20 protein-coding genes are annotated in these 25,131 nt (G+C 65.2%); 12 read left to right on the top strand and 8 right to left on the bottom strand.

Annotation, left to right across the window (positions count from 1 at the left end; genetic code table 11):
- Positions 1–309 precede the first annotated feature (309 nt).
- The 12 genes from acnB to cobA all read left to right on the top strand — a co-directional run bounded on the left by acnB (position 310) and on the right by cobA (position 16,977).
- Positions 310–2,919, top strand: a complete 2,610-nt coding sequence (gene acnB / locus ACAW63_RS15715; RefSeq protein WP_371226625.1) for a bifunctional aconitate hydratase 2/2-methylisocitrate dehydratase — start codon at positions 310–312, stop codon at positions 2,917–2,919.
- A 378-nt stretch (positions 2,920–3,297) separates the two neighbouring features.
- Positions 3,298–4,500: a CmpA/NrtA family ABC transporter substrate-binding protein gene (locus ACAW63_RS15710; RefSeq protein ID WP_371226623.1), complete on the top strand. Its 1,203-nt coding sequence runs from the start codon at positions 3,298–3,300 to the stop codon at positions 4,498–4,500.
- Positions 4,501–4,502: 2 nt separating this feature from the next.
- Positions 4,503–5,081 carry an ANTAR domain-containing response regulator gene (locus tag ACAW63_RS15705; protein ID WP_371226621.1) on the top strand — a complete coding sequence of 193 codons (579 nt, stop codon included), beginning with the start codon at positions 4,503–4,505 and terminating at the stop codon, positions 5,079–5,081.
- A 209-nt stretch (positions 5,082–5,290) separates the two neighbouring features.
- Positions 5,291–5,980, top strand: a complete 690-nt coding sequence (locus tag ACAW63_RS15700; protein ID WP_371226619.1) for a polysaccharide lyase family 7 protein — start codon at positions 5,291–5,293, stop codon at positions 5,978–5,980.
- A gap of 84 nt (positions 5,981–6,064) precedes the next feature.
- Positions 6,065–6,493: a thioesterase family protein gene (locus ACAW63_RS15695; protein WP_371226617.1), complete on the top strand. Its 429-nt coding sequence runs from the start codon at positions 6,065–6,067 to the stop codon at positions 6,491–6,493.
- 79 nt (positions 6,494–6,572) lie between these two features.
- A complete protein-coding gene (locus ACAW63_RS15690; RefSeq protein WP_371226615.1) occupies positions 6,573–7,064 on the top strand; it encodes a cytochrome C in 492 nt (163 codons plus the stop codon).
- 312 nt (positions 7,065–7,376) lie between these two features.
- Positions 7,377–8,588, top strand: coding sequence for a nitrate/nitrite transporter (locus ACAW63_RS15685; protein ID WP_371226613.1), 1,212 nt, complete (start codon positions 7,377–7,379; stop codon positions 8,586–8,588).
- Positions 8,589–8,663: 75 nt separating this feature from the next.
- The gene (locus ACAW63_RS15680; RefSeq protein WP_371226611.1) at positions 8,664–10,334 is read left to right on the top strand and encodes a protein kinase; all 1,671 of its coding nucleotides are present in this window, start codon (positions 8,664–8,666) and stop codon (positions 10,332–10,334) included.
- 268 nt (positions 10,335–10,602) lie between these two features.
- Entirely contained in the window at positions 10,603–13,053 is a 2,451-nt protein-coding gene (nirB, locus tag ACAW63_RS15675) for a nitrite reductase large subunit NirB (RefSeq protein ID WP_371226609.1), read from the top strand.
- A 55-nt stretch (positions 13,054–13,108) separates the two neighbouring features.
- On the top strand, positions 13,109–13,450 hold the full coding sequence (gene nirD, locus ACAW63_RS15670) for a nitrite reductase small subunit NirD (RefSeq protein WP_371226607.1): 342 nt from the start codon (positions 13,109–13,111) through the stop codon (positions 13,448–13,450).
- 37 nt (positions 13,451–13,487) lie between these two features.
- Positions 13,488–16,202 carry a molybdopterin-dependent oxidoreductase gene (locus ACAW63_RS15665; RefSeq protein ID WP_371226605.1) on the top strand — a complete coding sequence of 905 codons (2,715 nt, stop codon included), beginning with the start codon at positions 13,488–13,490 and terminating at the stop codon, positions 16,200–16,202.
- A gap of 37 nt (positions 16,203–16,239) precedes the next feature.
- On the top strand, positions 16,240–16,977 hold the full coding sequence (cobA, locus tag ACAW63_RS15660) for a uroporphyrinogen-III C-methyltransferase (RefSeq protein ID WP_371226603.1): 738 nt from the start codon (positions 16,240–16,242) through the stop codon (positions 16,975–16,977).
- 69 nt (positions 16,978–17,046) lie between these two features.
- Here cobA and ACAW63_RS15655 read toward each other — a convergent pair whose 3' ends face one another.
- The 8 genes from ACAW63_RS15655 to ppsA form a co-directional block, all read right to left on the bottom strand.
- The gene (locus ACAW63_RS15655) at positions 17,047–18,102 is read right to left on the bottom strand and encodes an OmpA family protein (RefSeq protein ID WP_371226601.1); all 1,056 of its coding nucleotides are present in this window, start codon (positions 18,100–18,102) and stop codon (positions 17,047–17,049) included.
- 108 nt (positions 18,103–18,210) lie between these two features.
- Positions 18,211–18,801, bottom strand: a complete 591-nt coding sequence (sigX, locus tag ACAW63_RS15650) for an RNA polymerase sigma factor SigX (RefSeq protein ID WP_371226599.1) — start codon at positions 18,799–18,801, stop codon at positions 18,211–18,213.
- A 69-nt stretch (positions 18,802–18,870) separates the two neighbouring features.
- Positions 18,871–19,695, bottom strand: a complete 825-nt coding sequence (locus tag ACAW63_RS15645) for a mechanosensitive ion channel domain-containing protein (RefSeq protein ID WP_275607679.1) — start codon at positions 19,693–19,695, stop codon at positions 18,871–18,873.
- 2 nt (positions 19,696–19,697) lie between these two features.
- Positions 19,698–19,952, bottom strand: a complete 255-nt coding sequence (locus ACAW63_RS15640; RefSeq protein ID WP_275607680.1) for a CrfX protein — start codon at positions 19,950–19,952, stop codon at positions 19,698–19,700.
- A gap of 48 nt (positions 19,953–20,000) precedes the next feature.
- Positions 20,001–20,999, bottom strand: coding sequence for a zinc transporter ZntB (locus ACAW63_RS15635; RefSeq protein ID WP_371226596.1), 999 nt, complete (start codon positions 20,997–20,999; stop codon positions 20,001–20,003).
- Positions 21,000–21,092: 93 nt separating this feature from the next.
- Positions 21,093–21,581, bottom strand: a complete 489-nt coding sequence (rraA, locus tag ACAW63_RS15630) for a ribonuclease E activity regulator RraA (protein WP_152222602.1) — start codon at positions 21,579–21,581, stop codon at positions 21,093–21,095.
- A gap of 97 nt (positions 21,582–21,678) precedes the next feature.
- Positions 21,679–22,653 (bottom strand): alpha/beta fold hydrolase, encoded by a 975-nt coding sequence (locus ACAW63_RS15625; RefSeq protein WP_371226594.1) that lies wholly within the window; start codon positions 22,651–22,653, stop codon positions 21,679–21,681.
- A 66-nt stretch (positions 22,654–22,719) separates the two neighbouring features.
- Positions 22,720–25,089: a phosphoenolpyruvate synthase gene (gene ppsA, locus ACAW63_RS15620; RefSeq protein ID WP_371226592.1), complete on the bottom strand. Its 2,370-nt coding sequence runs from the start codon at positions 25,087–25,089 to the stop codon at positions 22,720–22,722.
- Positions 25,090–25,131 lie beyond the last annotated feature (42 nt).

Below are 25,131 nucleotides of genomic sequence, written 5' to 3'. Positions count from 1 at the left end.
AATCGGCTTACCAACACCGGCTTTTTGCATTAGAATCCCCTCGCCTTTTTGGCGTCATTGTCCGAAAGAAGCTGTTTTCAAAGCGTCACGAAGCACAGATTCCGGCAGCCGCGCGGCCTGGGCGCTCCCCTCAAGCGTTCAGGCCCCTACGTCCCAGGCCACACCGGCGTAAAACTTTGAAAACAGCTTCTGCCCGGAGATCGCCGGTGCCGTCGTAGGTCAGTGGATTACCGTCCACCATGCCTGACGAATGGATCGGAAGGGTCTCCTGGATACGCGTCCTCCGGGACCACTGATGAGGGAAAAACTGTGCTTGAAGCCTACCGCAAACACGTAGAAGAGCGTGCCGCCCAGGGCGTCGTGCCCCAGCCGCTGAACGCCGAGCAGACCGCTGGTCTGGTCGAACTCCTGAAGAACCCGCCGGCCGGCGAAGAAGAATTCCTCCTCGATCTGATCACCAACCGCGTGCCGCCGGGCGTCGACGAAGCCGCCTACGTCAAGGCCGGTTTCCTCTCCGCTGTCGCCAAGGGCGAAGCCACTTCCCCGCTGCTGAGCAAGACCCGCGCCGTTGAGCTGCTGGGCACCATGCAGGGCGGCTACAACATCGCCACCATGGTCGAGCTGCTGGACAACGCCGAACTGGCCGAAGTCGCCGCCGAGCAACTCAAGCACACCCTGCTGATGTTCGACGCCTTCCACGACGTCGCCGAGCGCGCCAAGAAAGGCAACGCCGCCGCCAAGGCCGTGCTGCAGTCCTGGGCCGACGGCGAGTGGTTCAAGGCCCGTCCGGCCGTCGCCGAGAAGCTGACCCTGACCGTGTTCAAGGTCCCCGGCGAAACCAACACCGACGACCTGTCCCCTGCTCCGGATGCCTGGTCGCGCCCTGACATCCCGCTGCACGCCCTGGCCATGCTGAAAATGGCCCGCGACGGCATCGAGCCGGTCCAGCCGGGCGTGGTCGGTCCGCTGAAGCAGATCGAAGCCGTCAAGGCCAAGGGCTTCCCGGTTGCCTACGTTGGCGACGTGGTCGGCACCGGTTCGTCCCGTAAGTCCGCCACCAACTCGGTGCTGTGGTTCTTCGGCGACGACATCCCCTACGTTCCGAACAAGCGCGCAGGCGGCTTCTGCTTCGGCACCAAGATCGCCCCGATCTTCTACAACACCATGGAAGACGCCGGCGCCCTGCCGATCGAATTCGACTGCACCAACCTGGCCATGGGCGACGTGATCGACGTGTACCCGTACGAAGGCAAGGTCGTGCGTCATGACAGCGGCGAAGTGGTCACCACCTTCGAGCTGAAGACCCCGGTTCTGCTGGACGAAGTCCGCGCCGGCGGCCGTATCCCGCTGATCGTTGGCCGTGGCCTGACCGAGAAGGCCCGCGCCGAGCTGGGTCTGGCTCCGTCCGACCTGTTCAAGAAGCCGGAAGCGCCGGCGGACAGCGGCAAGGGCTTCACCCTCGCCCAGAAGATGGTTGGCCGCGCCTGCGGTCTGCCGGAAGGCCAGGGCGTGCGTCCGGGCACCTACTGCGAACCGAAGATGACCACCGTCGGTTCCCAGGACACCACCGGCCCGATGACCCGCGACGAGCTGAAAGACCTGGCTTGCCTGGGCTTCTCCGCCGACCTGGTGATGCAGTCCTTCTGCCACACCGCTGCCTATCCGAAGCCGATCGACGTCAAGACCCACCACACCCTGCCGGACTTCATCATGACCCGCGGCGGTGTCTCCCTGCGTCCGGGCGACGGCATCATCCACAGCTGGCTGAACCGCATGCTGCTGCCTGACACCGTCGGCACCGGCGGCGACTCGCACACCCGCTTCCCGATCGGCATCAGCTTCCCGGCCGGTTCCGGCCTGGTGGCCTTCGCCGCTGCCACCGGCGTGATGCCGCTGGACATGCCCGAATCGGTTCTGGTGCGCTTCAAGGGCAAGCTGCAACCGGGCATCACCCTGCGTGACCTGGTCCATGCCATCCCCTACTACGCGATCCAGGCTGGCCTGCTGACCGTCGAGAAGAAAGGCAAGAAGAACATCTTCTCCGGCCGCATCCTCGAGATCGAAGGTCTGAACGACCTGACCGTCGAACAAGCCTTCGAGCTGTCCGACGCCTCCGCCGAGCGTTCGGCTGCCGGTTGCACCATCAAGCTGCCGGAAGAGGCCATCGCCGAGTACCTGAAGTCCAACATCACCCTGCTGCGCTGGATGATCGGCGAAGGCTACGGCGACGCCCGCACCCTGGAGCGCCGCGCGCAAGCGATGGAAGCCTGGCTGGCCAACCCGCAACTGCTGGAAGCCGACAAGGACGCCGAGTACGCCGCGGTCATCGAGATCGACCTGGCCGACGTCAAGGAGCCGGTACTCTGCGCTCCGAACGACCCGGACGACGCTCGCCTGCTGTCCAGCGTCGAAGGCCGCAAGATCGATGAAGTCTTCATCGGTTCCTGCATGACCAACATCGGTCACTTCCGCGCTGCCGGCAAACTGCTGGACAAGGTCAAGGGTGGCATTCCGACCCGTCTGTGGCTGGCTCCGCCGACCAAGATGGACGCCCACCAGCTGACCGAGGAAGGCTACTACGGCATCTACGGCAAGGCTGGCGCGCGCATGGAAATGCCGGGCTGCTCGCTGTGCATGGGTAACCAGGCTCGCGTACAGACCGGTTCCACCGTGGTCTCCACTTCGACCCGTAACTTCCCGAACCGTCTGGGCGACGCCACCGACGTGTTCCTGGCATCCGCCGAGCTGGCCGCCGTCGCTTCGATCATCGGCAAGCTGCCGACCGTCGAGGAGTACATGGCCTACGCGAAGGACATCGACAGCATGTCTGCCGATATCTACCGCTACCTGAGCTTCGACCAGATCGCCGAGTTCCGCGAAGCTGCAGCCAACGCGAAGATCCCGGCCGTCCAGGTCTGAGACTCCTAGCGTGACGAAAAGCCCCGCCCCGTGCGGGGCTTTTCTTTTGTGGCGCCCGAAATAGAGCGGCCTGAACCGCTACTCACGATGGGGCTAATACTTATTGACCGTTGCGCCCACGGCCCGCGTGGCTAAGGTGTCAGCAGGCCCTGCCGATATCCGTGCTCAGGTGGCCTTGATGGAACCCTCCAGAGGTGCGCTCCCTTCCTCTGAGCCCCGCCCTAGTGGCGGGGCTTGTTTTTTCCACCGCGTCTGGCACACCCCTTGCTGCTGGCCCTGCAACAGGCAGCCCAACGGCGGGCCCTGAAAGACGATGACGTCGCCTCCCCCGCCCATCGACGGTCGGCGGAGCGACGCCCTTTGCCTTCAGAGGTGGAAATGATCGACAGCACCAGAGGCCGTCCGGACAGCCTGGCCTGGGTCGCCGGCTCCGACGCACCGGAGAAGAGCGCCCTGAACCTGGGTTTCATGGCCCTCACCGACTCCGCATCCCTGGTGGTCGCCGCCACCCAGGGCTTCGCCCAGCCCTACGGCCTGACCCTCAACCTGCAGCGGCAAAGCTCCTGGGCCGGCCTGCGCGATCGCCTGCTCAACGGCGAGCTGGATGCGGCCCAGGGGCTCTACGGCCTGATCTACGGCATGCAGCTCGGCCTGGGCGGCACGCCCGCCACCGAGATGGCCGTACTCATGGGGCTGTGCCAGAACGGCCAGTCGATCAGTCTTTCCGCACCGCTGATGCGCGATGGCGTGACCTGCGCTGAAGCGCTCCGCCAGCATGCGCTCCACAACGGTGCATCGCTGACCCTGGCACACACCTTCCCCACCGGCACCCACGCCCTGTGGCTGTACTACTGGCTGGCCAGTCACGGCATCCACCCGCTGCGTGACGTGCGCTCGCTGGTGGTGCCGCCGGCGCAGATGGTGGAGCACCTGAAGGCCGGGCGCATCGATGGCTTCTGCGCCGGAGGCCCCTGGGGCGCGCTGGCGGTGGACGAAGGCCTGGGCTTCACCCTGGCGACCAGTCAGCAAATCTGGCCGGACCATCCGGAGAAGGTGCTGGGCACCACCCGCGCCTTCGTCGAGCAATACCCCAACGCCGCCCGCGCCCTGGTGATGAGCATTCTCGACGCCAGCCGCTTCATCGAGGCCAGCGAGGACAACCTGCGCAGCGCTGCACAATTGATCAGCGGGCGCGACTACGTCGACGCTCCGGTTTCCAGCATCGAGCCACGCCTGCTCGGCCGCTACCAGGACGGCCTCGGCCACGCCTGGCAGGATGCCCATCCGCTGCGTTTCCACGACGGCGGACAGGCCAACTTCCCGTGGCTGTCCGATGGAATGTGGTTCATGACCCAGTTCCGCCGCTGGGGACTGCTGCGCGAGGACGTCGACTACCTGGGCATTGCCCGCCGGGTCCAACGGCTCGACCTGTACCGCGAAGCCGCCGAAGCCGTTGGCGTTGCGGTACCGGGCACCGACATGCGCCGCTCCACGCTGATCGATGGACGCGTCTGGGACGGCAGCGATCCGGCCGGCTATGCCCACAGCTTCGAACTGAACGCCCTGATGGAGCGAGGCTGAGCATGTTGCGCGTCCTGCTGATCAACGACACCCCGAAGAAGGTCGGGCGCCTCAAGGCGGCGCTGGTGGAAGCCGGTTTCGAAGTGGTCGACGAATCCGGCCTCACCGTCGACCTGGCGCGACGCGTGGAGGCCCTGCGCCCGGATGTAATCCTGATCGACACCGAATCCCCCGGCCGCGATGTACTGGAGCAGGTGGTGCTGGTCAGTCGCGACCAGCCGCGCCCCATCGTCATGTTCACCGACGAACACGATCCGCAGGTGATGCGCCAGGCCATCCGCTCCGGGGTCAGCGCCTACATCGTCGAGGGCATCCAGGCCCAGCGCCTGCAGCCGATCCTCGACGTGGCCATGGCACGCTTCGAGAGCGACCAGGCACTGCGCGCGCAACTGCAGGCCCGCGAGCAGCAACTGGCCGAGCGCAAGCGCATCGAACTGGCCAAGGGGCTGCTGATGAAGATGAAGGGCTGCGCCGAGGAAGAGGCCTATACCCTGATGCGCCGCCAGGCCATGGGGCGCCAGCAGAAGCTGGTGCAGGTGGCCGAGCAGATCATTGCGATGCACGAAATGCTGGGGCACTGACAGGCCATCTGCCAGCGGCGGCACCCCGCGATCAGAACGCCAGCCCGCCTGCTGGCCCCCGCCGGTGCGGCCACTGCGTATCCTCCGCGCGCCGCGCTAAACCTCGCGCGGTGCCCTCGCTTCCATTGCATGACCATGGAAGTCCGTAGTGCGACCCGTCGGCTAGGTACCTGCCGGTCGCATCCGCCCCCCCTCGTGAGCGAGACAGCATGATCGACCTTTCCACCTGGAACCTCAGCGTTCCCAGCGACCCCCGCCCCACCGAAATCACCACCCAGCAACTGCTCGACGGCTACCAGAGCAGTTACTTCAAGCGCGATGGCGACACCATCGTCTTCTGGGTGCCGGTGAACGGCTCCCACAGCGAAGACAGCACCTACCCGCGTACCGAGCTGCGCGAGACCAAACGCGACGGCAGCATCTACAACTGGTACTACACCGGCGGCGACAACGAGCTGCGCGCCACAGTCAGCGTCGGTCGCGTTCCCTCGCAGAACAAGATCATCATCGGCCAGATCCACAGCAAGTCGCCTACCAGCGGCGACGGCGAACCGCTGGTGAAGCTGCAGTACCACTACTACCCCAAGACCCAGACCGGCAGCATCGAAGCCCTGGTGCGCAACCATCCGGACGACAGCGATAGCAAGAATATCCCGCTGCTCACCGATGTGCGCCTGAACGAGCGCGTCACCTATAGCCTGCGTGTGACGTCCACCGGCCAGTTAGGCCTGCGCGCCGAAACCTCCGATGGCGAGCAGCAGTATTACCGCCAGGCCCTGAGCACCACCTGGAGCAAGCAACTGCTCTACTTCAAGGCCGGCGCCTATATCAACGACAACTACGGTCCCACTGACGAAGGTGGTCGCGTCACCTTCTACCACGTCAACCTGGCGCACTGACGCGCCCATTCAGCCCGCCTATGGCACTGCGAAACCGGCGGCGGGCTCCGTACAATGGCGCACCTTCCCCGATCCGAGAGCGCCATGGCCCGCCTGAAACTGGAATTCCCCGAAGAACTCTTCATCTACGGCACCAAGCTGACCGTGCGCGTCACCGACATCAACGGCGCCAAGCACCTGGGCAACGACTCGATGATCTCCATGATCTCCGAGGCCCGCGCGCGCTTCCTGTTCGATTACGGCATCCGCGAGAGCGGCATCATCGTCACCGACCTGGCCACCACCTACCGCGCCGAGGCCCACGCCCGCGACCAGTTGCTGTTCGAAGTCGGCGTCATGGACTTCAACAAGTACGGCGGCGACATCATCTTCCGCATCACCCGCCCGTCGGACGACACCCTGGTCGCCATGGCCAAGTCCGGCTTCGTGTTCTTCGACTACCAGGCCGGCAAGGTCACCCCCATTCCCCAGGCGTTTCGTGACGCATTCCCCAATGTGAACTGGATCGCCTGATCCTCGCCGGGCGGCGATGCTGGCAACGCGCTATACCTCTGGAGCCGTCTATCAAACCGACATCAGAGGAGAACTCCCAATGCCGTCCTTCCTTCGGGTGGGCGCGCTGTCCGGCTGTCTGTGCCTGCCTATCCTGACCCTGTCCGCGCCGTGCCCGGCGGCGGACACCGATCCCCTGCAACGCGGCCGCTATCTGGTGCAGATCGCCGGCTGCAACGACTGCCATACTCCCGGCTACGCCATGGCCCCCGAGAAAGTCCCGGAAAGCGCCTGGCTTATCGGCGACCAGTTGGGCTGGAACGGCCCCTGGGGCACCACCTACCCCGCCAATCTGCGCCTGTACATGCAGGGCCGTAGCGAGGAGCAATGGCTGGCCACGGCGCGGCAGGCGAATTTCCGGCCGCCGATGCCATCCTATGTGCTGCGTGTGATGAGCGAGGACGATCTGCGCGGCATCTACCGCTACGTCCGCCACCTGGGGCCGGCCGGACAGGTCGCCCCCGCCTACCTGCCGCCGGGCAGTGTCCCCAAGGGGCCGGCAGTGATCTTCCCCTCCCCGCCTTCTCCCTGACCCGCCGCCCCAACGGGGAGCACGCCCTGACTGCGAGCGCCCCGTTGTGGCACACCCAAGGCTTCACACTCTCTGCTAACCCATTGGTTCACCTGGGATTTGCGCTCTTGGCCCGCGCCTTGCTCTGCGCAAGGTGATGGTAATCAACGGCGATTACCCGACTTCGACAAAGGCGTCGCATCCACACCCGCGCAGTGCGGTGGGTGGAGCGACGCCTTTTTCGTTTGCCCCGGCGCAGGGGCACAGAACCGCCCCGGCGGCTGCCTTGTGGCGCACGACCGGGGTTCTCAACCGTTGCTGATGAGGTGTTCGATGAACACGAGCTTCTGGAAAGCCGGCCACGCGCCGACCCTGTTTGCCGCCTTCCTGTATTTCGACCTGAGCTTCATGGTCTGGTACGTCCTCGGCCCATTGGCAGTGCAGATCGCCACCGACCTGCAACTGACCACCCAGCAGCGCGCGCTGATGGTCGCCACACCGATCCTCTCCGGCGCCATCCTGCGCTTTCTCATGGGTCTGCTGGCCGATCGCTGGTCGCCCAAGGCCGCCGGCATTCTCGGCCAGGTGATCGTGATCTGCGCGCTGCTGGGCGCCTGGCAGCTGGGCATCCACAGCCTGGGACAGGCGATGGTCCTCGGCGTGCTGCTGGGCATGGCCGGCGCCTCCTTCGCCGTGGCGCTGCCACTGGCCTCGCAGTGGTACCCACCGCAGCACCAGGGCAAGGCCATGGGCATCGCCGGCGCCGGCAACTCCGGCACCGTGTTGACCGCGCTGTTCGCCCCGGCCATCGCCGCCGCGTTCGGCTGGCAGAACGTCTTCGGCTTCGCGCTGATCCCACTGCTGGCGACCCTGGTGGTGTTCACCCTGCTGGCCCGCAATGCGCCGGAACGCCCCGCACCGAAAGCCGTGGGTGACTACCTGAAGGCCCTGGGCGACCGCGACAGCTGGTGGTTCATGTTCTTCTACAGCGTGACCTTCGGCGGCTTTCTCGGCCTGGCCAGCACCCTGCCCGGCTACTTCCACGACCAGTACGGACTGGACCCGGTGAAAGCCGGCTACTACACCGCCGCCTGCGTCTTCGCCGGCAGCCTGATGCGCCCACTGGGCGGCGCCCTGGCCGACCGTATCGGCGGCATCCGCAGCCTGCTGGTGATGTACACCGTCGCCTCGATCTGCATCGCCGCCGTGGGCTTCCATCTGCCCAGCGCGGTGGCGGCGCTTAGCCTCTTCGTGGTCGCCATGCTCAGCCTCGGTGCGGGCAACGGCGCGGTGTTCCAGCTGGTGCCGCAGCGCTTCCGCCAGACCATCGGCGTGATGACCGGCCTGATCGGCATGGCCGGCGGTATCGGCGGCTTCTGCCTGACCGCGGGCCTGGGTGCGATCAAGCAGGCCACCGACGACTACCAGCTCGGTCTCTGGCTGTTCGCCAGCCTCGGCGTGCTCGCCTGGTTCGGGTTGCATGGGGTGAAACTACGCTGGCGCACCACCTGGGGCAGCGCGGCCGTCACCGCGGCACGGGTGTAGGCCATGGAACGCTTATGTAGGAGCGCGCCATGCGCTCGAATCTCGGGCATGGCCCGCTCCTACAGGGGGGAATCCATGAGCCTGACCCTGAGCTTCGCCCAGGCCAGCGCCACCGGCCCGCGCGACGAGAACCAGGATGCCCTGCGGGTGGTCACCCCACCCGCCGGGCTGGCCGCCAGCAAGGGGCACCTGTTCGCCATCGCCGACGGCGTCAGCCACTGCGCCGACGGCGGCCTGGCCGCGCGCCTGACACTGCAGGCGCTGGCCGCCGATTATTACGCCACCCCCGAGACCTGGGCCGTCGCCCAGGCCCTCGACCGCCTGCTGATCTCGCAGAACCGCTGGCTGCAGGCCAACGGCGGCGGCCAGCCGCTGCTCACCACCCTCACCGCCCTGGTTTTGCGCGGGCGGCGCTTCACCCTCGCCCACGTCGGCGACTGCCGCCTCTACCGCTGGCAGGCAGGGCAACTGGAATGCCTGACCCAGGACCACGTCTGGGAACAGCCCGGCATGCAGCACGTGCTCAAGCGCGCCCTGGGCCTGGATCAGCACCTGGTGGTGGACTACTGCGACGGGGAGCTGGAAGCCGGGCAATGCTTCCTGCTGGTCAGCGACGGCGTCTGGGCCGCGTTGGGCGACAACGCCATCCAGCGCCTGCTGGAAGACGCGCAATCCCTCGAAGCCTGCGCCGACGCCCTGGTCAATGCCGCGCATCTGGCCGGCAGCCAGGACAACGCCAGTGCGCTGCTCCTGCGTGTGGACGAATTGCCGCCGGCCAGCCTCGGCGATGCCCTCGCCCAGCTAGACCACTGGCCGGCGCCACCGGCATTGCGGGACGAACAGGAGTTCGAGGGCTGGCAGGTAGAAGGCCGGCTCGCACAGTCGCGCCAGTCGCTGATCTACCGCGTGCGCGACCGCCAGGGTCGCCCCTGGCTGCTCAAGACCCTGCCACCGGCATTGAGCGATGCAGCGGACGCCGGCCAGGCGCTGCTGCTGGAAGAATGGTTCCTGCGCCGCGTGCAGGGTCGCTACTTCCCCGAGCTGCACAGCCTGCCGCAACGCCAGCACCTCTACTACGTAATGCGCGAATACCCCGGGCAGACCCTGGACGAGCACCTCAAGCTGAACGGCCCGCTGAACCTGCCGGATTGGCTGGATATCGCCCAACGCCTGCTGCGTGGCCTGGGCCAACTGCACCGGCGCAACATCCTGCACCGCGACATCAAGCCGGAGAACTTGCACTGGGCCAACGACGGCGAGCTGCGCCTGCTGGACTTCGGCCTGGCGTATTGCCCGGGCCTGTCCCGCGAGGACCCGCACGACCTGCCCGGCACCCCGAGCTACCTCGCACCCGAAACCTTCCAGGGCGCAGCGCCGGACGCCCGCCAGGACCTCTACGCCGCCGGCGTCACGCTGTACCGGTTGCTCTGCGGCCATTACCCCTACGGCGAGATCGAAGCCTTCCAGCACCCCCGCTTCGGCACGCCCGCCCCGGCCAGCCGTTATCGACCAGAGGTCCCGGCCTGGCTGGACGAATGGCTGGGTCGGCTGATCACAGCGCAACCGCAGCAACGTTTCGAAACCGCCGAACAATGCCTGCTCACTCTGGAACAAGGCGAACGCCAGGCACCGACGCGGCCACGCCCCTTGCTGGAGCGCGAGCCGCTGCGGGTCTGGCGCGGGATCGCACTCGCCTCCCTGGCCATCAACCTGGGACTGATTCTCTGGCTGATGCATCGCGGCTGAGGGCGCACCAGTTCGGTTCAAAACGCTTCAGCGCAGTGCACACGCCCCGGAAAAATCACCGGCCAATGCAGCGCAAGGCGCGAAAGTACAGGCACAGCACAAGTTGGCACGTGCCCTGCAATACCCACAGCAACAATCTACAAAAGCGCGTCCCTCAACGAAGAGGCTCGCACTTCCCGATCGATCGGGACTTGGACAAAGGCGTCCTCGCCGGGCAACCGGCGGGACGCCTTTTTTGTTTTCCGCGATTGCGTGACGGAGCCCTGACATGAAAAAGCTCAAGCTCGTACTGATCGGCAACGGCATGGCCGGTGTGCGTACCCTGGAAGAACTGCTGAAGATCGCACCCGACCTCTACGACATCACCGTGTTCGGCGCCGAGCCCCACCCCAACTACAACCGCATCCTGCTCTCCCCCGTGCTGGCCGGCGAGCAGGCCTTCGAGGACATCGTCCTCAACGACCTCAACTGGTACAGCGAGAACGGCATCCGCCTGCTGCTCAACCGCAAGGTCACCCGCATCGACCGCCACCGCCGCAAGGTCTACGCCGAAGACGGCAGCGAGGCGGAATACGACCGCCTGCTGATCGCCACCGGCTCCAACCCCTTCATCCTGCCGGTACCGGGCAGCCGCCTGCAGGGCGTGATCGGCTACCGCGATATCGCCGACACCCAGACCATGATCGACACCGCCGGCACCCACAGCCACGCGGTGGTCATCGGCGGCGGCCTGCTCGGCCTGGAAGCGGCCAACGGCCTCAAGCAGCGCGGCATGGACGTCACTGTTGTGCATCTCTCCGACTGGCTGCTGGAGCGCCAGCTGGACCGCACCGCTGGCAAGCTGCTGCAGGAAGCGCTGGAATCGCGCGGCATCCACTTCCGCCTCAACACCCAGACCGAGGAACTGATCGACGACGGCAGCGGCCGCGTCTGCGCGGTGCGCTTCAAGGACGGCGAAGTGATCGCCGCCGACCTGGTGGTGATGGCCGCCGGCATCCGCCCCAACACCGAACTCGCGGAAAAGACCGGCCTGCCCTGCAACCGCGGCATCCTGGTCAACGATACCCTGCAGACCTACGACCCGCGCATCTACGCCCTGGGCGAATGCGCCAGCCATCGCGGCATCGCCTACGGCCTGGTGGCGCCGCTGTTCGAGCAGGCCAAGGTCTGCGCCAACCACCTGGCCATGCTCGGCTTCGCCCGCTACCAGGGCTCGGTCACCTCCACCAAGCTCAAGGTCACCGGCATCGACCTGTTCTCCGCTGGCGAATTCATGGGCGGCGAAGGCACCGAGACCATCACCCTCTCCGACCCCATCGGCGGCGTGTACAAGAAGCTGGTGATCAAGGACGACGTGCTGGTTGGCGCCTGTCTCTACGGCGACACCGCCGACGGTGGCTGGTACTTCCGGCAGATCCGCGAGAACCACAACGTCGCCGAGATCCGCGACCATCTGATGTTCGGCGAGAGCAGCATTGGCGACGTCGGCCACCAGGGCCAGAACAGCGCGGCGAACATGCCTGACAGCGCCGAAGTCTGCGGCTGCAACGGCGTGTGCAAAGGCACCATCGTCAAGGCGATCCAGGAGAACGGCCTGTTCAGCGTCGACGAGGTGAAGAAGCACACCAAGGCCGCCAGCTCCTGCGGCTCCTGCGCAGGCCTGGTGGAACAGATCCTGATCAGCACCGTGGGCGGCGCGGCGGACGTGAAACCCAAGAGCGAGAAAGCCATCTGCGGCTGCAGCGACCTCAACCACGGCCAGATACGCCAGGCGATCCGCGAGCATCACCTGACCTCGCTGAGCTCCGCCATGCGCTTCATGGACTGGCGCACCCCGGACGGCTGCGCCACCTGCCGCCCGGCACTGAACTACTACCTGATCTCCACCTGGCCGGGCGAGGCCAAGGACGACCCGCAGTCGCGTCTGATCAACGAACGCGCCCACGCCAACATCCAGAAGGACGGCACCTACTCGGTGGTCCCGCGCATGTGGGGCGGCGTGACCAATGCAGCCGAACTGCGGCGCATCGCCGACGTCGCCGACAAGTACCAGGTGCCCATGGTCAAGGTCACCGGCGGCCAGCGCATCGACCTCTTGGGCATCAGGAAGGACGATCTGCCGGCGATCTGGAAGGAGCTGGACATGCCCTCCGGCCATGCCTACGGCAAGTCCATTCGTACGGTGAAGACCTGCGTGGGCAGCGAGTTCTGCCGCTTCGGCACGCAGAACTCGACCCAGTTGGGCATCGACCTGGAGCACGACCTGTTCAACATGTGGTCCCCGCACAAGGTCAAGCTGGCGGTCTCCGGCTGCCCGCGCAACTGCGCCGAAGCCGGCATCAAGGACATCGGCATCATCGGCGTGGACTCGGGCTGGGAGCTGTACATCGGCGGCAACGGCGGGATCAAGACCGAGGTAGCGGAGTTCTTCGTCAAGCTCAGGACCGCCGAAGAAGTGCGCGAGTACAGCGGCGCCTTCCTGCAGCTCTACCGCGAGGAAGCCTTCTACCTCGAACGCACCGTGCACTACCTGCAGCGCGTGGGCATGGAACACATCAGGAAGGCCGTGCTGGAAGACGCGGACAACCGCCAGGCGCTCAACGCGCGCCTGCAATTCTCCCTGTCGCTGGAGCAGGACCCCTGGCAGGAGCGCATCGCCCAGCAACCGCTGAAGAAGGAATTCGAACGGATTCCGCTCAAGCAACTGGAAAGCGCCTGAGTGAACGCCGGGCCCCGCCGCCGGGGCCCCTCCCCCCGATTGCTGGAGACACCCCATGAACTGGTTCGACATCTGCGCCCTGGACGACATCAACCCACTCGGCTCTCGCGTCATCGCCGGCCCCAAGGGCGACATCGCGATCTTCCGCAGCGCCGACGATGAGGTGTTCGCCCTCGACGACCGCTGCCCGCACAAGGGCGGCCCGCTGTCCCAGGGACTCATCTACGGCAAGCGCGTGGCCTGTCCGCTGCACAACTGGCAGATCGAACTGGCCAGCGGCGAAGCCGTCGCCCCCGACCAGGGCTGCGCCCATCGCCACGAGGTGAAGGTCGAGGATGGCCGCGTGCTGCTGGCCCTGCGCGGTCTTGCGGCTCCTGACCAGACCCACTGCGCCTGATCCCCACTTTGCCGAAACCCAGCAGCGAGGCCGCGCCATGATCCCGAACCGTCGCACCACCGCATCCACCTGCTGTTACTGCGGCGTGGGCTGCGGCGTACTGATCGAGCACGAGAACGAGCGCATCCTCGGCGTGCAGGGCGATCCTCAGCATCCGGCCAACTTCGGCCGCCTGTGCAGCAAGGGCTCGACCCTGCACCTCACCGGCGATGCCGCCGCCCGCGCGCACTACCCGCAGCTGCGCCTGGGCAAGGACCTGTCGCGCACCCGCACAGACTGGGACACGGCGCTGGAGCACGCCGCCGGCGTCTTCGCCGAAACCATTCGCGAACATGGGCCGGACAGCGTCGCGTTCTATGTCTCCGGGCAACTGCTGACAGAGGACTACTACGCCTTCAACAAACTCGCCCGCGCGCTGATCGGCACCAACAACATCGACAGCAATTCGCGGCTGTGCATGTCCTCGGCAGTGGTCGGCTACAAACGCAGCCTCGGCGCCGACGCCCCGCCCTGCAGCTACGAGGACATCGAGCGGGCCGATTGCGTGATGATCGCCGGCAGCAACATGGCCTACGCCCACCCGGTGCTGTTCCGCCGCCTGGAAGAGGCCCGCGCGCGGCGCCCGGAGATGAAGCTGATCGTCATCGACCCGCGCGTCACCGACACCGCCGAGCAGGCCGACCTGCACCTGGCGATCCTGCCCGGCACCGACGTCGCGCTGTTCCACGGGATCCTGCACATCCTGCTCTGGGAAGGCTGGATCGACCGCGCCTTCATCGACGCCCACACCGAGGGCCTGGACGAACTCAAGGCGCTGGTGCGCGACTACGGCCCGCTGGCAGTCGCGGAAATCTGCGGCATCGCCGTGGACGACCTGCAGCGCGCCGCCCAGTGGATCGGCCAGGCGCCGTCGTTCCTCTCGCTCTGGTGCATGGGCCTGAACCAGTCCACCGCCGGCAGTGCGAAGAACAGCGCGCTGATCAACCTGCACCTGGCCACCGGGCAGATCGGCCGTCCCGGCGCCGGCCCCTTCTCCCTCACCGGCCAGCCCAATGCCATGGGCGGCCGCGAGACCGGCAGCCTGTCCAACCTGCTGCCCGGCCACCGCGAAGCCGGCAATGCCGAACACCGCGCGGAAGTCGCCGCCTACTGGGGCGTCGAGCACCTGCCGGAGAATCCCGGCCTGAGCGCCATCGAGCTGTTCGACGCGGTCCGCGATGGGCGCATCAAGGCCCTGTGGATCGCCTGCACCAACCCGGCGCAGTCCCTGCCGGACCAGACCCGCGTGCGCGAAGCCCTGGCTACCTGTCCCTTCGTCATCGTCCAGGAAGCCTTCACCACCAGCGAAACCTGCCAGTACGCCGACCTGCTGCTGCCGGCCGCCAGCTGGGCCGAGAAGGAAGGTACGGTGACCAACTCCGAACGCCGCATCAGCCATGTGCGCCCGGCCATCCCCGCCATCGGCGAGGCACGCGCGGACTGGAGCATCGTCTGCGATTTCGCCCGCCACCTGGAGCAGCATCTGCGCCCAGGCGAAACCAGCCTGTTCGGTTTCGACTCGCCGGCTGCGCTGTTCGATGAATACAAGCTGCTGACCCGCGAGCGCGATCTCGATCTCTCCGGTATCGATTACGCCTTGCTGGACACCCTTGGCCCGCAACAATGGCCCTTCCCTTCCGGGGCTGCCCAGGGCATCGAGCGCCTGTATGGCGACGGACAGTTTCCCACCACCAATGGCCGCGCCCGGCTTATCGCCGAGCCTTACCGCGCGCCGAAGGAAAAACGCGATGCACGCTATCCGCTGATCCTCAACACCGGGCGCCTGCGTGATCAGTGGCACGGCATGACCCGCACCGGCACCGCTCCGCAGCTGTTCGGTCACGTCGAGGAAGCCGTGCTCGGCCTGCACCCGGACGAACTGCGCCGCCGACGCATCAGCGACGGCCAACTGGTCCGCCTGCACAACCGCCGTGGTGAACTGGTACTACCGGTGCAGGCCGACGATCGCCTGCGTCCCGGCCAGGCTTTCCTGCCGATGCACTGGGGTGACCGCTTCCTCAAGGGGCTGGGCGTCAACGTACTCACATTACCGGCCGTGGACCCGCTGTCGCGTCAGCCCGAGCTGAAACACGCCACGGTGGAAGTCAGCCGTATCGAGCTGCCCTGGCAGTTCTTCGCCCTGGTGGAAGGCGACGTACAGAAGCGTTTCGACGCCCTGCGCCCGCTGTTCGAAAGCCTGCGTTACGCCAGCTTCAGCCCCACCGGCCGCGAGCGCCCGGCCCTGGTGATCCGTGCTGCGCACCAGGAGGCGCCGAACGCGGAATGGCTGGCCGCCATCGATGCGCTGCTCGATCTCAACGATGGGCCAGTCATGGCGTACGACGACCCCCGTCTCTCGGTCGGCAAACGCGTACGCATCGAGCAATCGCGCATCGTCTCGCTGCGCCTGGCCGGCGAAACGGCAGCGCGCGCCTGGCTGCGCGAACTGTGGAAGGAAGGCCGCGCGGACCATGAACTGCGCCGCTGGCTGCTCGCACCCCTCAGTGCCGCGCCGGGCAAAGCCGGTGTGACGTCCGACAAGACCCTGTGCAACTGCCTGAACGTCAGCCAGAGCCGCATCCAGGCCGGCATCGACCAGGGCCTGGACCTCGACGGACTCAAGTGCGAACTCAAGTGCGGGACAGCCTGCGGCTCCTGCGTACCGGAAATCAAACGCCTGCTGGCCCAGCGTCCGCTGGCCGCAACGGCCTGAATCGAGCCGTGCAGACGGCAGCCCGAGGAGAAAGATTATGAGTGGAAAAGTCTGGCTGATCGGCGCAGGCCCGGGTGATCCGGAGCTGCTGACCCTGAAGGCAGTACGCGCCCTGGCGCAAGCCGAGGTGATCCTGATCGATGATCTGGTGAACCCGGCGGTGCTGGAACATTGCCCGACGGCGCGGGTGATTTCCGTCGGCAAGCGCGGCGGCTGCCGCTCGACGCCGCAGGATTTCATCCATCGACTGATGCTGCGCCATGCCCGCCAGGGGCGACGCGTGGCGCGCCTGAAAGGGGGCGATCCGTGCATCTTCGGGCGCGGCGGCGAGGAAGCCGACTGGCTCGGTGCGCGGGGTATCGAGTGCGAACTGGTGAACGGCATTACCGCCGGATTGGCAGCTGCGACTCAGTGTCGCATCCCGCTGACCCTGCGCGGCATCAGCCGAGGCGTAACGCTGGTGACCGCACACACCCAGGATGACAGCCCCCTGAACTGGCGCGGCCTGGCCGAGGGTGGCACGACGCTGGTGGTGTACATGGGTGTGGCGAAACTGGCGGAAATCCGCGACGGCCTGCTGGATGGCGGAATGCCCGCCAACACGCCGGTAGCGATGATCGAGAATGCCTCCCTGCCCAGCCAGCGCGAGTACCGCAGCCGGATCAAGGACATGCTCGAAGATGCCCGGCGTTTTGCCCTGAAAAGCCCGGCAATCCTGGTGATCGGCGAGGTGGCAGCCGCCACGCAGCAGCTCGTTCTGGAACGTACCGCCTGATCCGAGAGCTTTCTCGCAGGCAAAGAAAAACCCGGCCTAGGCCGGGTTTTTCTCAGCAGCTCAGACCAATTACTTGGCTTGGGCTTCTACTTGGGCTTCTACGCGGCGGTTAACAGCGCGGCCTTCGGCAGTTGCGTTGTCAGCAACCGGACGGGTCTCACCGTAACCAACAGCGTTTACGCGGCCGCCTTCAACACCGTACTCGTTGACCAGTACGTCACGAACGGCGTTGGCACGACGCTCGGACAGCTTCTGGTTGTAGGCGTCGGTGCCGACGGAGTCGGTGTGGCCTTCAACGGTGGTGGAGGTGGACGGGTACTGCTTCATGAAGTCAGCCAGGTTCTTGATGTCAGCGTAGCTGTTCTCTTTGACCTTGGACTTGTCGAAGTCGAACTTCACGTCCAGCTGAACGCGAACGACTTCAGCAACAGCCGGGCAGCCGTTGGCGTCAACGGTGACGTTGGCCGGGGTGTTCGGGCACTTGTCGACGTTGTCGCAGACGCCGTCGTTGTCGGAGTCGGAGCAGACTTCAGCAACCGGCTCCGGAGCCGGGGCGGCTTTGCCACCACCGAAGTTCATACCAACACCCAGGCCAGCCATCCACTCGCCCTGGTGACCGTTGTCACGCTGCTCCAGGCCGTACTGACCGTCGAGGCTCGCCTTGGCGTAGAAGTTCTCGGTGAAGTAGTACTTCAGACCGGTACCGATCATGGCCATGGTCAGGTTCTGACGACCACCGTTATCGGAGTTGATGTTGGTCAGGCTCTGGTGACCGATACCTGCCGACACGTACGGACGCAGGTTGCCAGCACCCGGGGTGCCGAAGTGGTAGATGGCATCCAGAGTGCTCAGGTTGCCGTGAACCTTCTTGTTACCGGTCTCGTAGGTGCCACGAACGTCGTGGTACTCACCGTAGGACAGAGCCAGCTCTACGTCGTCGGTCAGGAAGTAGCCAACCGAACCGCCGTACAGATCCGCGTTCTTCATGTTGCGGGTGCTGTCGGTGAAGTAGCGCTTGCCGAAGGCCTCGACCTCGACCGCGCCCTGGCCTTGAGCGAAGGCGTTTACAGCGGTGGCGGCGATTACAGAGCCGACAACGACGCCAAGGGTGTTCTTCAGTTTCATCCGTTAAATCCCCATCTTGGTGGTCAATAAGTTGTCAAACCATAGGCCGTACAACTTGGGTGGCAAGTTTATCAGAACTTCCCGGCCAAAGAGACAATATTTACTAAACTAAGATTCCGTCACACCGGAAAACTTTTCGCGCAATCGATCGAGTGCACGCTTGTAGCGCATCTTGGTGGCGCTCAGGCCCATGTGCATGATGTCGGCGATTTCCTGGAACTCAAGTTCAGCCACGAATCGCAACACCAGAATTTCCCGATCAATGGGATTGACATGAACTAGCCATCGGTCTAGTCCACCACGCTCTTCCAGTTTCGGAGCCTTCTCTTCGGAAGCCTCCTCCACCGGATCCAGACTCAACGCATCGAGCAATCGCCGTTTGCGCCGCTCCTTCCGATATTGGGTAATGCACTCGTTGTAAGTGATGCTGTACAGCCAGGTCTTGAACTTCGATTTACCCTCGAAGTTCTTCAAACCATACAGAACCTTCAACATCACTTCTTGACACACATCATCGGCGTCCCGGTCATTGCCCAGATATCGGGCACAGACATTGAACAGCGTGCGCTGGTAGCGGCGCATCAGCTCTTCATAGGCCCGGGTCACATGGAACAGTTCCGCGTGAGAACGCTCCACCAGCTCCTCATCGGTGAGCTGGCGCGGGTCGTAGCGCAAGGGCAGTGATTGCGGCGTGTTCAAGTCGGGTCGGGCCAGGTCATGTCAGCGGCCGATGCGGCTCAGGTGGAGCGGCATCGGTGATCGGTCATCTCAGCGACTGGTCACTCGCTGATCGAGCAGGATGCGGTTGGCAATGGACACCAGCTCGCCCTCTTCCGTCAGCAGGATAGTCTTGATGGTACCAATTTCCTCGATGATGCCTTCGACATCCGCGACTTTCACTTGTTGCCCGACGTGGTACAGCTCACGCACATAAATGCCCGCGATGATCTGGCCGGCGACTTCGCGGCTGCCAAGGCCCAGGGCCAGCGCCGCCGCCAGGCCGATGGTGATCAGCACGATGGCGATGATGTAGTTCAGCAGGTCGGTCTTGACCTCGAGCTGGCCGATGGCCACCGAGATGCTGATGATGATGACCAGCCACTGGGCGACACGCCCCAGGCCATTGGCGTATTCGAGACCGACACCGTCCGCGGCGCCGCGCACCAGGCTGTTGGCCAGCTGGGCGAGGAGAATGCCGACGATCAGCACCAGCGCCGCGCCGAAGACCTTCGGCAGGTACAGCGCAAGCATGTCGAGGGTGGCGGATACACGCTGCAGGCCCAGCGACTCCGCAGCGGAGACCAGGAACACCAGCAGCACGAACCAGTAGATGATCTTGCCGATCAGGGTCGAGACCGGCACCTGGATGCCGGCACGGGACATCAGCTTGGTCAGGCCGGTGCCCGCCATCAGGCGATCCAGGCCCAGCTTGGCCAGCAGCTTGGACAGCAGCGCGTCGAGCAGCTTGGCGACGATGAAGCCGAGCAGCACGATCACCAGCGCGGCGAGCAGGTTCGGAATGAACCCGGCCAGCTTGCCCCACAGGGTGTTCATGGCGGTGAGCAGGCTTTGCGTCCAGATGTCGAATTGCATGTTCAATCGGCCTTGTCAGCGGAAGGGGCGGAATTCTGCACGTGGCGCGATACGGGTGCAAGGTGCGCGGCGCCACGGGTGACCCCAATGGACAGCGCCTCCAGCCAGTGGCCCATGAGGCTGAACAGGTCGCCCGCGCCGACCTGGCGGTTGGCGGTCTTGAGCACGCGATCCAGGCGCGAGTCGTCGCCCGGCTGCTCCGGCGGCATCTTCAGCAGATCACGCAAGGATTCTTCAAATGGGTCGTGCATACGCACCTCGCCTGTGTGAGGTGCTTGACGCCCTCACCACCTCAAAAGTCACACCTAGAGCCAACGCAGGCGGCGGAAGATCCACCACTGGAAGGTGGCAATCCCAAGGATCAGCAGGCAGGCCACGGCGAAACCGTAGGGTGCGCTGGAGCCGGGAATGCCGCCGACGTTGATACCCAGAAGCCCCGTCACGAAACTCATGGGCAGGAAAAAGCCGGTGATTATACCCAGCAGATACATGGTGCGGTTCATTCGCTCGGTAATTCGACGATGTTCGGCCTCCTGGATCAGGCTGATGCGCTCGCGAATCAGCTCCAGCTCCTCCAGGTTCCGGGTCAGGCGGTTGTACAGCTCGTTCCAGTAGTCGGCGTCATCGGCGACCGTCCAGGACAGCCTGAACTTGATCATCTGCGCATAGATGTCGCGCTGCGGCGAGAGATAGCGCCGCAACCCGGCAGCCCGCCGGCGCAGCGTCCGCAGCTGATGCTGATCGGGGATGCTGCGCTCGTCCTCCTCGATGGCTTCCTCCATGGCGTCGAGCTGGTCAGCCAGGCCACCGATCAGCGTATCGACCCGGTCGGTGAGGTAGTGCGCGAGATACAGCACCACTTCCGACGCCGTCTTCGGGCCGCGCCCGGCCGCGAGGTCGGTACGCAGGTCGGCCACTGCCTTGAGCGGGCGCAGACGCAGGGAAATCACCCGCTGCGACTCGGCGTAGACGCGCAGCGACACCATGTCCTCGGGCACCGCTCCGGGGTTCAGGTTGACCCCGCGCAGGAACAGCAGCAGGCGCTCGCCACCCAAGTCCACCAGGCGCGGGCGGGTCGCCTCCTCCAGCAGCAGGTCGCAGGCGAACTCGTTGAGCCCGCTGGACTCGCGTAGCCAGGCTTGCGCCTCCGGCACGCCGCGATCCCAGTGCACCCAGAGACTTTCCTCGGGCTTGAGGTCCAGCAATGGCAATTCGTTGCGGGAGACTTCCCGGGCACCGCCACGCCCATCGAGCACGAAGCCGTCGATCAAGCCGCGCTCGGTACCACTTTCGTATGCCTGCATGCCCTCTCCCGCGTTCGCCCTCGGGGCGCTCCATGAAAAATGCCGGAAGCCTTCGCTTCCGGCATTGACTCGAACCGCGCCCGGAGGTTCGATTTACTCCGGCATTTTCAACGCTTTAGGCGAAACGATGATGCCGTTGTTGTCGGCATAGACGAACTCGCCCGGGCGGAAGGTGATGCCGCCGAAGGTCACTGCGACGTTCAGGTCGCCGATGCCGCGCTTGTCGGTCTTCATCGGGTGACTGGCCAGCGCCTGCACGCCCAGGTCGGTCTGCGCGATCACGTCGACGTCACGGATGCAGCCATACACCACGATGCCTTCCCAGCCATTCTTCGCCGCCTTCTCGGCCAGCATGTCGCCCAGCAGCGCGCGGCGCAGGGAGCCGCCGCCATCCACCACCATGACCTTGCCCTTGCCGTCCTTCTCGACCTGCTCCTTGACCAGCGAGTTGTCCTCGAAGCACTTGATGGTGACGATCTCGCCACCGAAGGAGTCCCGCCCGCCGAAGTTGCTGAACATCGGCTCGACGACCTGGACCAGCTCCGGGTAGGCATCGCACAGATCGGGGGTGACGTAATGCATGGAGACGCTCCTCTTGATGAAAACGGATACGGCAATCCGGCCCTGACGTGACCGAAAGGCTCACTGGCGTCACAGTCTACCCGCTATGGCGCCACGCTCAAGCCTGCGCCAGGGCGCCCTGCCCGGCCGGCAATGCACCCTGTTCCAGCCAGTGCTGCAACAGAGGCCAGACCTCACGCTGCGCCGCCTTGCTGATCAGCATTTCGACATGGCCGAAGTCTTCGGAGAACCCCTGCCGCCTGCCCAGACGCAGGTATTCCCGAACCTCGGAGCCAAACTGCTCCAGCAACTGGCGACAGGCCCAGGCCGGATCCTGATAGTCACCGTCGGAGGCCACCGCCAGCACCGGCACATTGACGCTTTGCAGGCCACCCCACCAGTCATTGTCCTTCTCGCCAAAACGACCGAACAGGCTGTACCAGCGCAGGGTTTCCAGCGCCAGGCCGAGAGGTTCGTCTTCCGGACCGCGCTTGAGCCTGGAGCCGGACAGCCCGCCCATGCGCTTGAGCAGGAAACGCCCGCTCCAGGCCACCGGCGGCAGCTTGAGCGGCCAGTAGGTACGGCTGATCTGGCTGCCACACAGCGCCACGCTGGCCGCCTGCCCGCCTTCCAGATAGCCGCCACCGAGCGCCGCCGCGAGGGTGATGCCGCCCAGGGAATGGCCGATCCAGTGGGGCGCCTGGCCGCTCTGCTCGACGACGAAGCCGGCGATGGCCGGCAGGTCGAAGCGCGCATAGTCGGCCACGCGGTTGCGGTCATAGTCCTGGTTGCGCGGAGAGAGCCCGTGCCCGCGCATCTCCGGAATCCAGACGTCGAAGCCGGCACGCGCCAGGTACGGGCCGAAGCCGATGCACTTGGGCGAATACCAGAAGCGACGGTTGGAAAAACTGCCGTGCAGAAGGATCACCGGCACGCCACGGGAGCCGTCGCGCAGCCCGAGACGGGTCAGCACCAGCTCGACGCTGGAGTCGGGGCTGTTGCCCGGTTTCAAACGGTATACGTCCTCGGTGAGGTCACCGCGGAACTCTGCGCTCATCAGCGCGACGGGAAAGAGTTGACTGCTGCTTTGCATGGAATCGGCTGGCACAAAAAAGGGCGGGTGAAATCACCCGCCCTTCTCAGGATGGTGAAGGAACCGTCAGGAGTGGCCTTCTGCGAGGAAGAACCAGGTGTCGAGAACCGAGTCGGGGTTCAGCGACACGCTCTCGATGCCCTGCTCCATCAGCCACTTGGCGAGATCCGGGTGGTCCGACGGCCCTTGGCCGCAGATGCCGATGTACTTGCCGGCACGGTTGCACGCCTGGATGGCGTTGGACAGGAGCTTCTTCACCGCCGGGTTACGCTCGTCGAACAGGTGCGCGACGATGCCGGAGTCACGATCCAGGCCCAGGGTCAGCTGGGTCAGGTCGTTGGAACCGATGGAGAAGCCGTCGAAGAACTCCAGGAACTCATCGGCCAGCAGGGCGTTGGACGGCAGCTCGCACATCATGATGACGCGCAGGCCGTTCTCGCCACGCTTGAGGCCGTTGGTGGCCAGCAGGTCGACGACCTGGGAGGCTTCGCCCAGGGTACGCACGAACGGCACCATCAGCTCGACGTTGGTCAGGCCCATTTCGTTGCGGACCTTCTTCATCGCGCGGCATTCGAGTTCGAAGCAGTCGCGGAAGGACTCGCTGATGTAGCGCGAGGCGCCACGGAAGCCGAGCATCGGGTTTTCTTCTTCCGGCTCGTAGAGCTTGCCGCCGATCAGGTTGGCGTATTCGTTGGACTTGAAGTCCGACAGACGCACGATGACCTTCTTCGGCCAGAAGGCAGCGGCCAGGGTGCTGACGCCCTCGACCAGCTTCTCGACGTAGAAGCCGACCGGATCGTCGTAACCGGCGATGCGCTTCTCGACGCTGTCCTTGATGTCCGCCGGCAGGCTGGCGAAGTTCAGCAGCGCCTTGGGGTGCACGCCGATCATGCGGTTGATGATGAATTCCAGGCGAGCCAGGCCGACACCTTCGTTCGGCAACTGGGCGAAGTCGAACGCGCGGTCGGGGTTGCCGACGTTCATCATGATCTTGAACGGCAGTTCCGGCATGGCATCGACCGAGTTCTGGCGGATGTCGAAGCCCAGTTCGCCTTCGTAGATCAGGCCGGTGTCGCCTTCGGCGCAGGATACGGTCACGCGCTGGCCATCCTTCAGCGCAGCGGTGGCGTTGCCACAGCCGACGACTGCCGGGATGCCCAATTCACGGGCGATGATCGCGGCGTGACAGGTACGGCCGCCACGATTGGTGACGATGGCGCTGGCGCGCTTCATCACCGGCTCCCAGTCCGGGTCGGTCATGTCGGAAACCAGTACGTCGCCCGGCTGGACCTTGTCCATCTCGGAAACGTCGTGGATCACCTTCACCGGGCCTGCGCCGATGCGCTGGCCGATGGCGCGGCCTTCCACCAGGACCTTGCCCTTTTCCTTGAGCAGGTAGCGCTCCATCACGGTGGCGCTGACGCGGCTCTTCACGGTCTCGGGACGGGCCTGGACGATGTACAGCTTGCCGTCGTCGCCATCTTTGGCCCACTCGATGTCCATCGGACGCTCGTAGTGCTTCTCGATGATCAGGGCCTGCTTGGCCAGTTCGGTCACTTCGGCGTCGGACAGGGCGAAGCGGGCACGATCGGCCTTCTCCACGTCGACCACCTTGACCGACTTGCCGGCCTTGGCTTCTTCGCCGTAGACCATCTTGATGGCCTTGCTGCCCAGGTTGCGACGCAGGATCGCTGGGCGGCCGGCTTCCAGGGTCGGCTTGTGGACGTAGAACTCGTCGGGGTTCACCGCACCCTGGACCACGGTCTCGCCGAGGCCATAGGCGCCGGTAATGAACACCACGTCACGGAAACCGGATTCGGTGTCCAGGGTGAACATCACACCGGCGGTGCCGGTTTCCGAGCGGACCATGCGCTGCACACCGGCGGACAGGGCGACCAGCTTGTGGTCGAAGCCCTGGTGCACGCGGTAGGCGATGGCACGGTCGTTGAAGAGGGAGGCGAACACTTCCTTGGCCGCGCGGATCACGTTGTCCACGCCGCGGATATTCAGGAAGGTCTCCTGCTGGCCGGCAAAGGAGGCGTCCGGCAGGTCTTCGGCGGTTGCCGAGGAGCGTACGGCAACGGCCATATTGTCGTTGCCGCCGGCCATCTCGGTGAAGGCCTTGCGGATGTCGGCGTCGAGCTGGGCCGGGAATTCGGCATCCATCACCCATTGGCGGATCTGCGCACCGGTCTTGGCCAGGGCATTCACGTCATCCACATCGAGAGCGTCCAGCGCAGCATGGATGCGATCGTTAAGGCCGCTCTGCTCGAGGAAGTCACGGTAGGCCTGGGCGGTGGTGGCGAAACCACCTGGTACGGAAACACCAGCACCGGCGAGGTTGCTGATCATTTCGCCCAGGGATGCGTTCTTGCCCCCCACACGTTCGACATCATGGACGCCGAGCTTATCGAGGGAAACTACGTACTCTACCAAGGTGATCTCTCCACTAAGGTGTTGGAAAAGGTCGTACGGGCC

This window comes from Pseudomonas sp. QE6, assembly GCF_041379005.1.
In the GTDB taxonomy this organism is placed as follows: Bacteria; Pseudomonadota; Gammaproteobacteria; order Pseudomonadales; family Pseudomonadaceae; genus Pseudomonas.
Note: the sequence above shows the minus strand (reverse complement) of the source record. Positions and strands in the feature narration are given on the sequence as shown.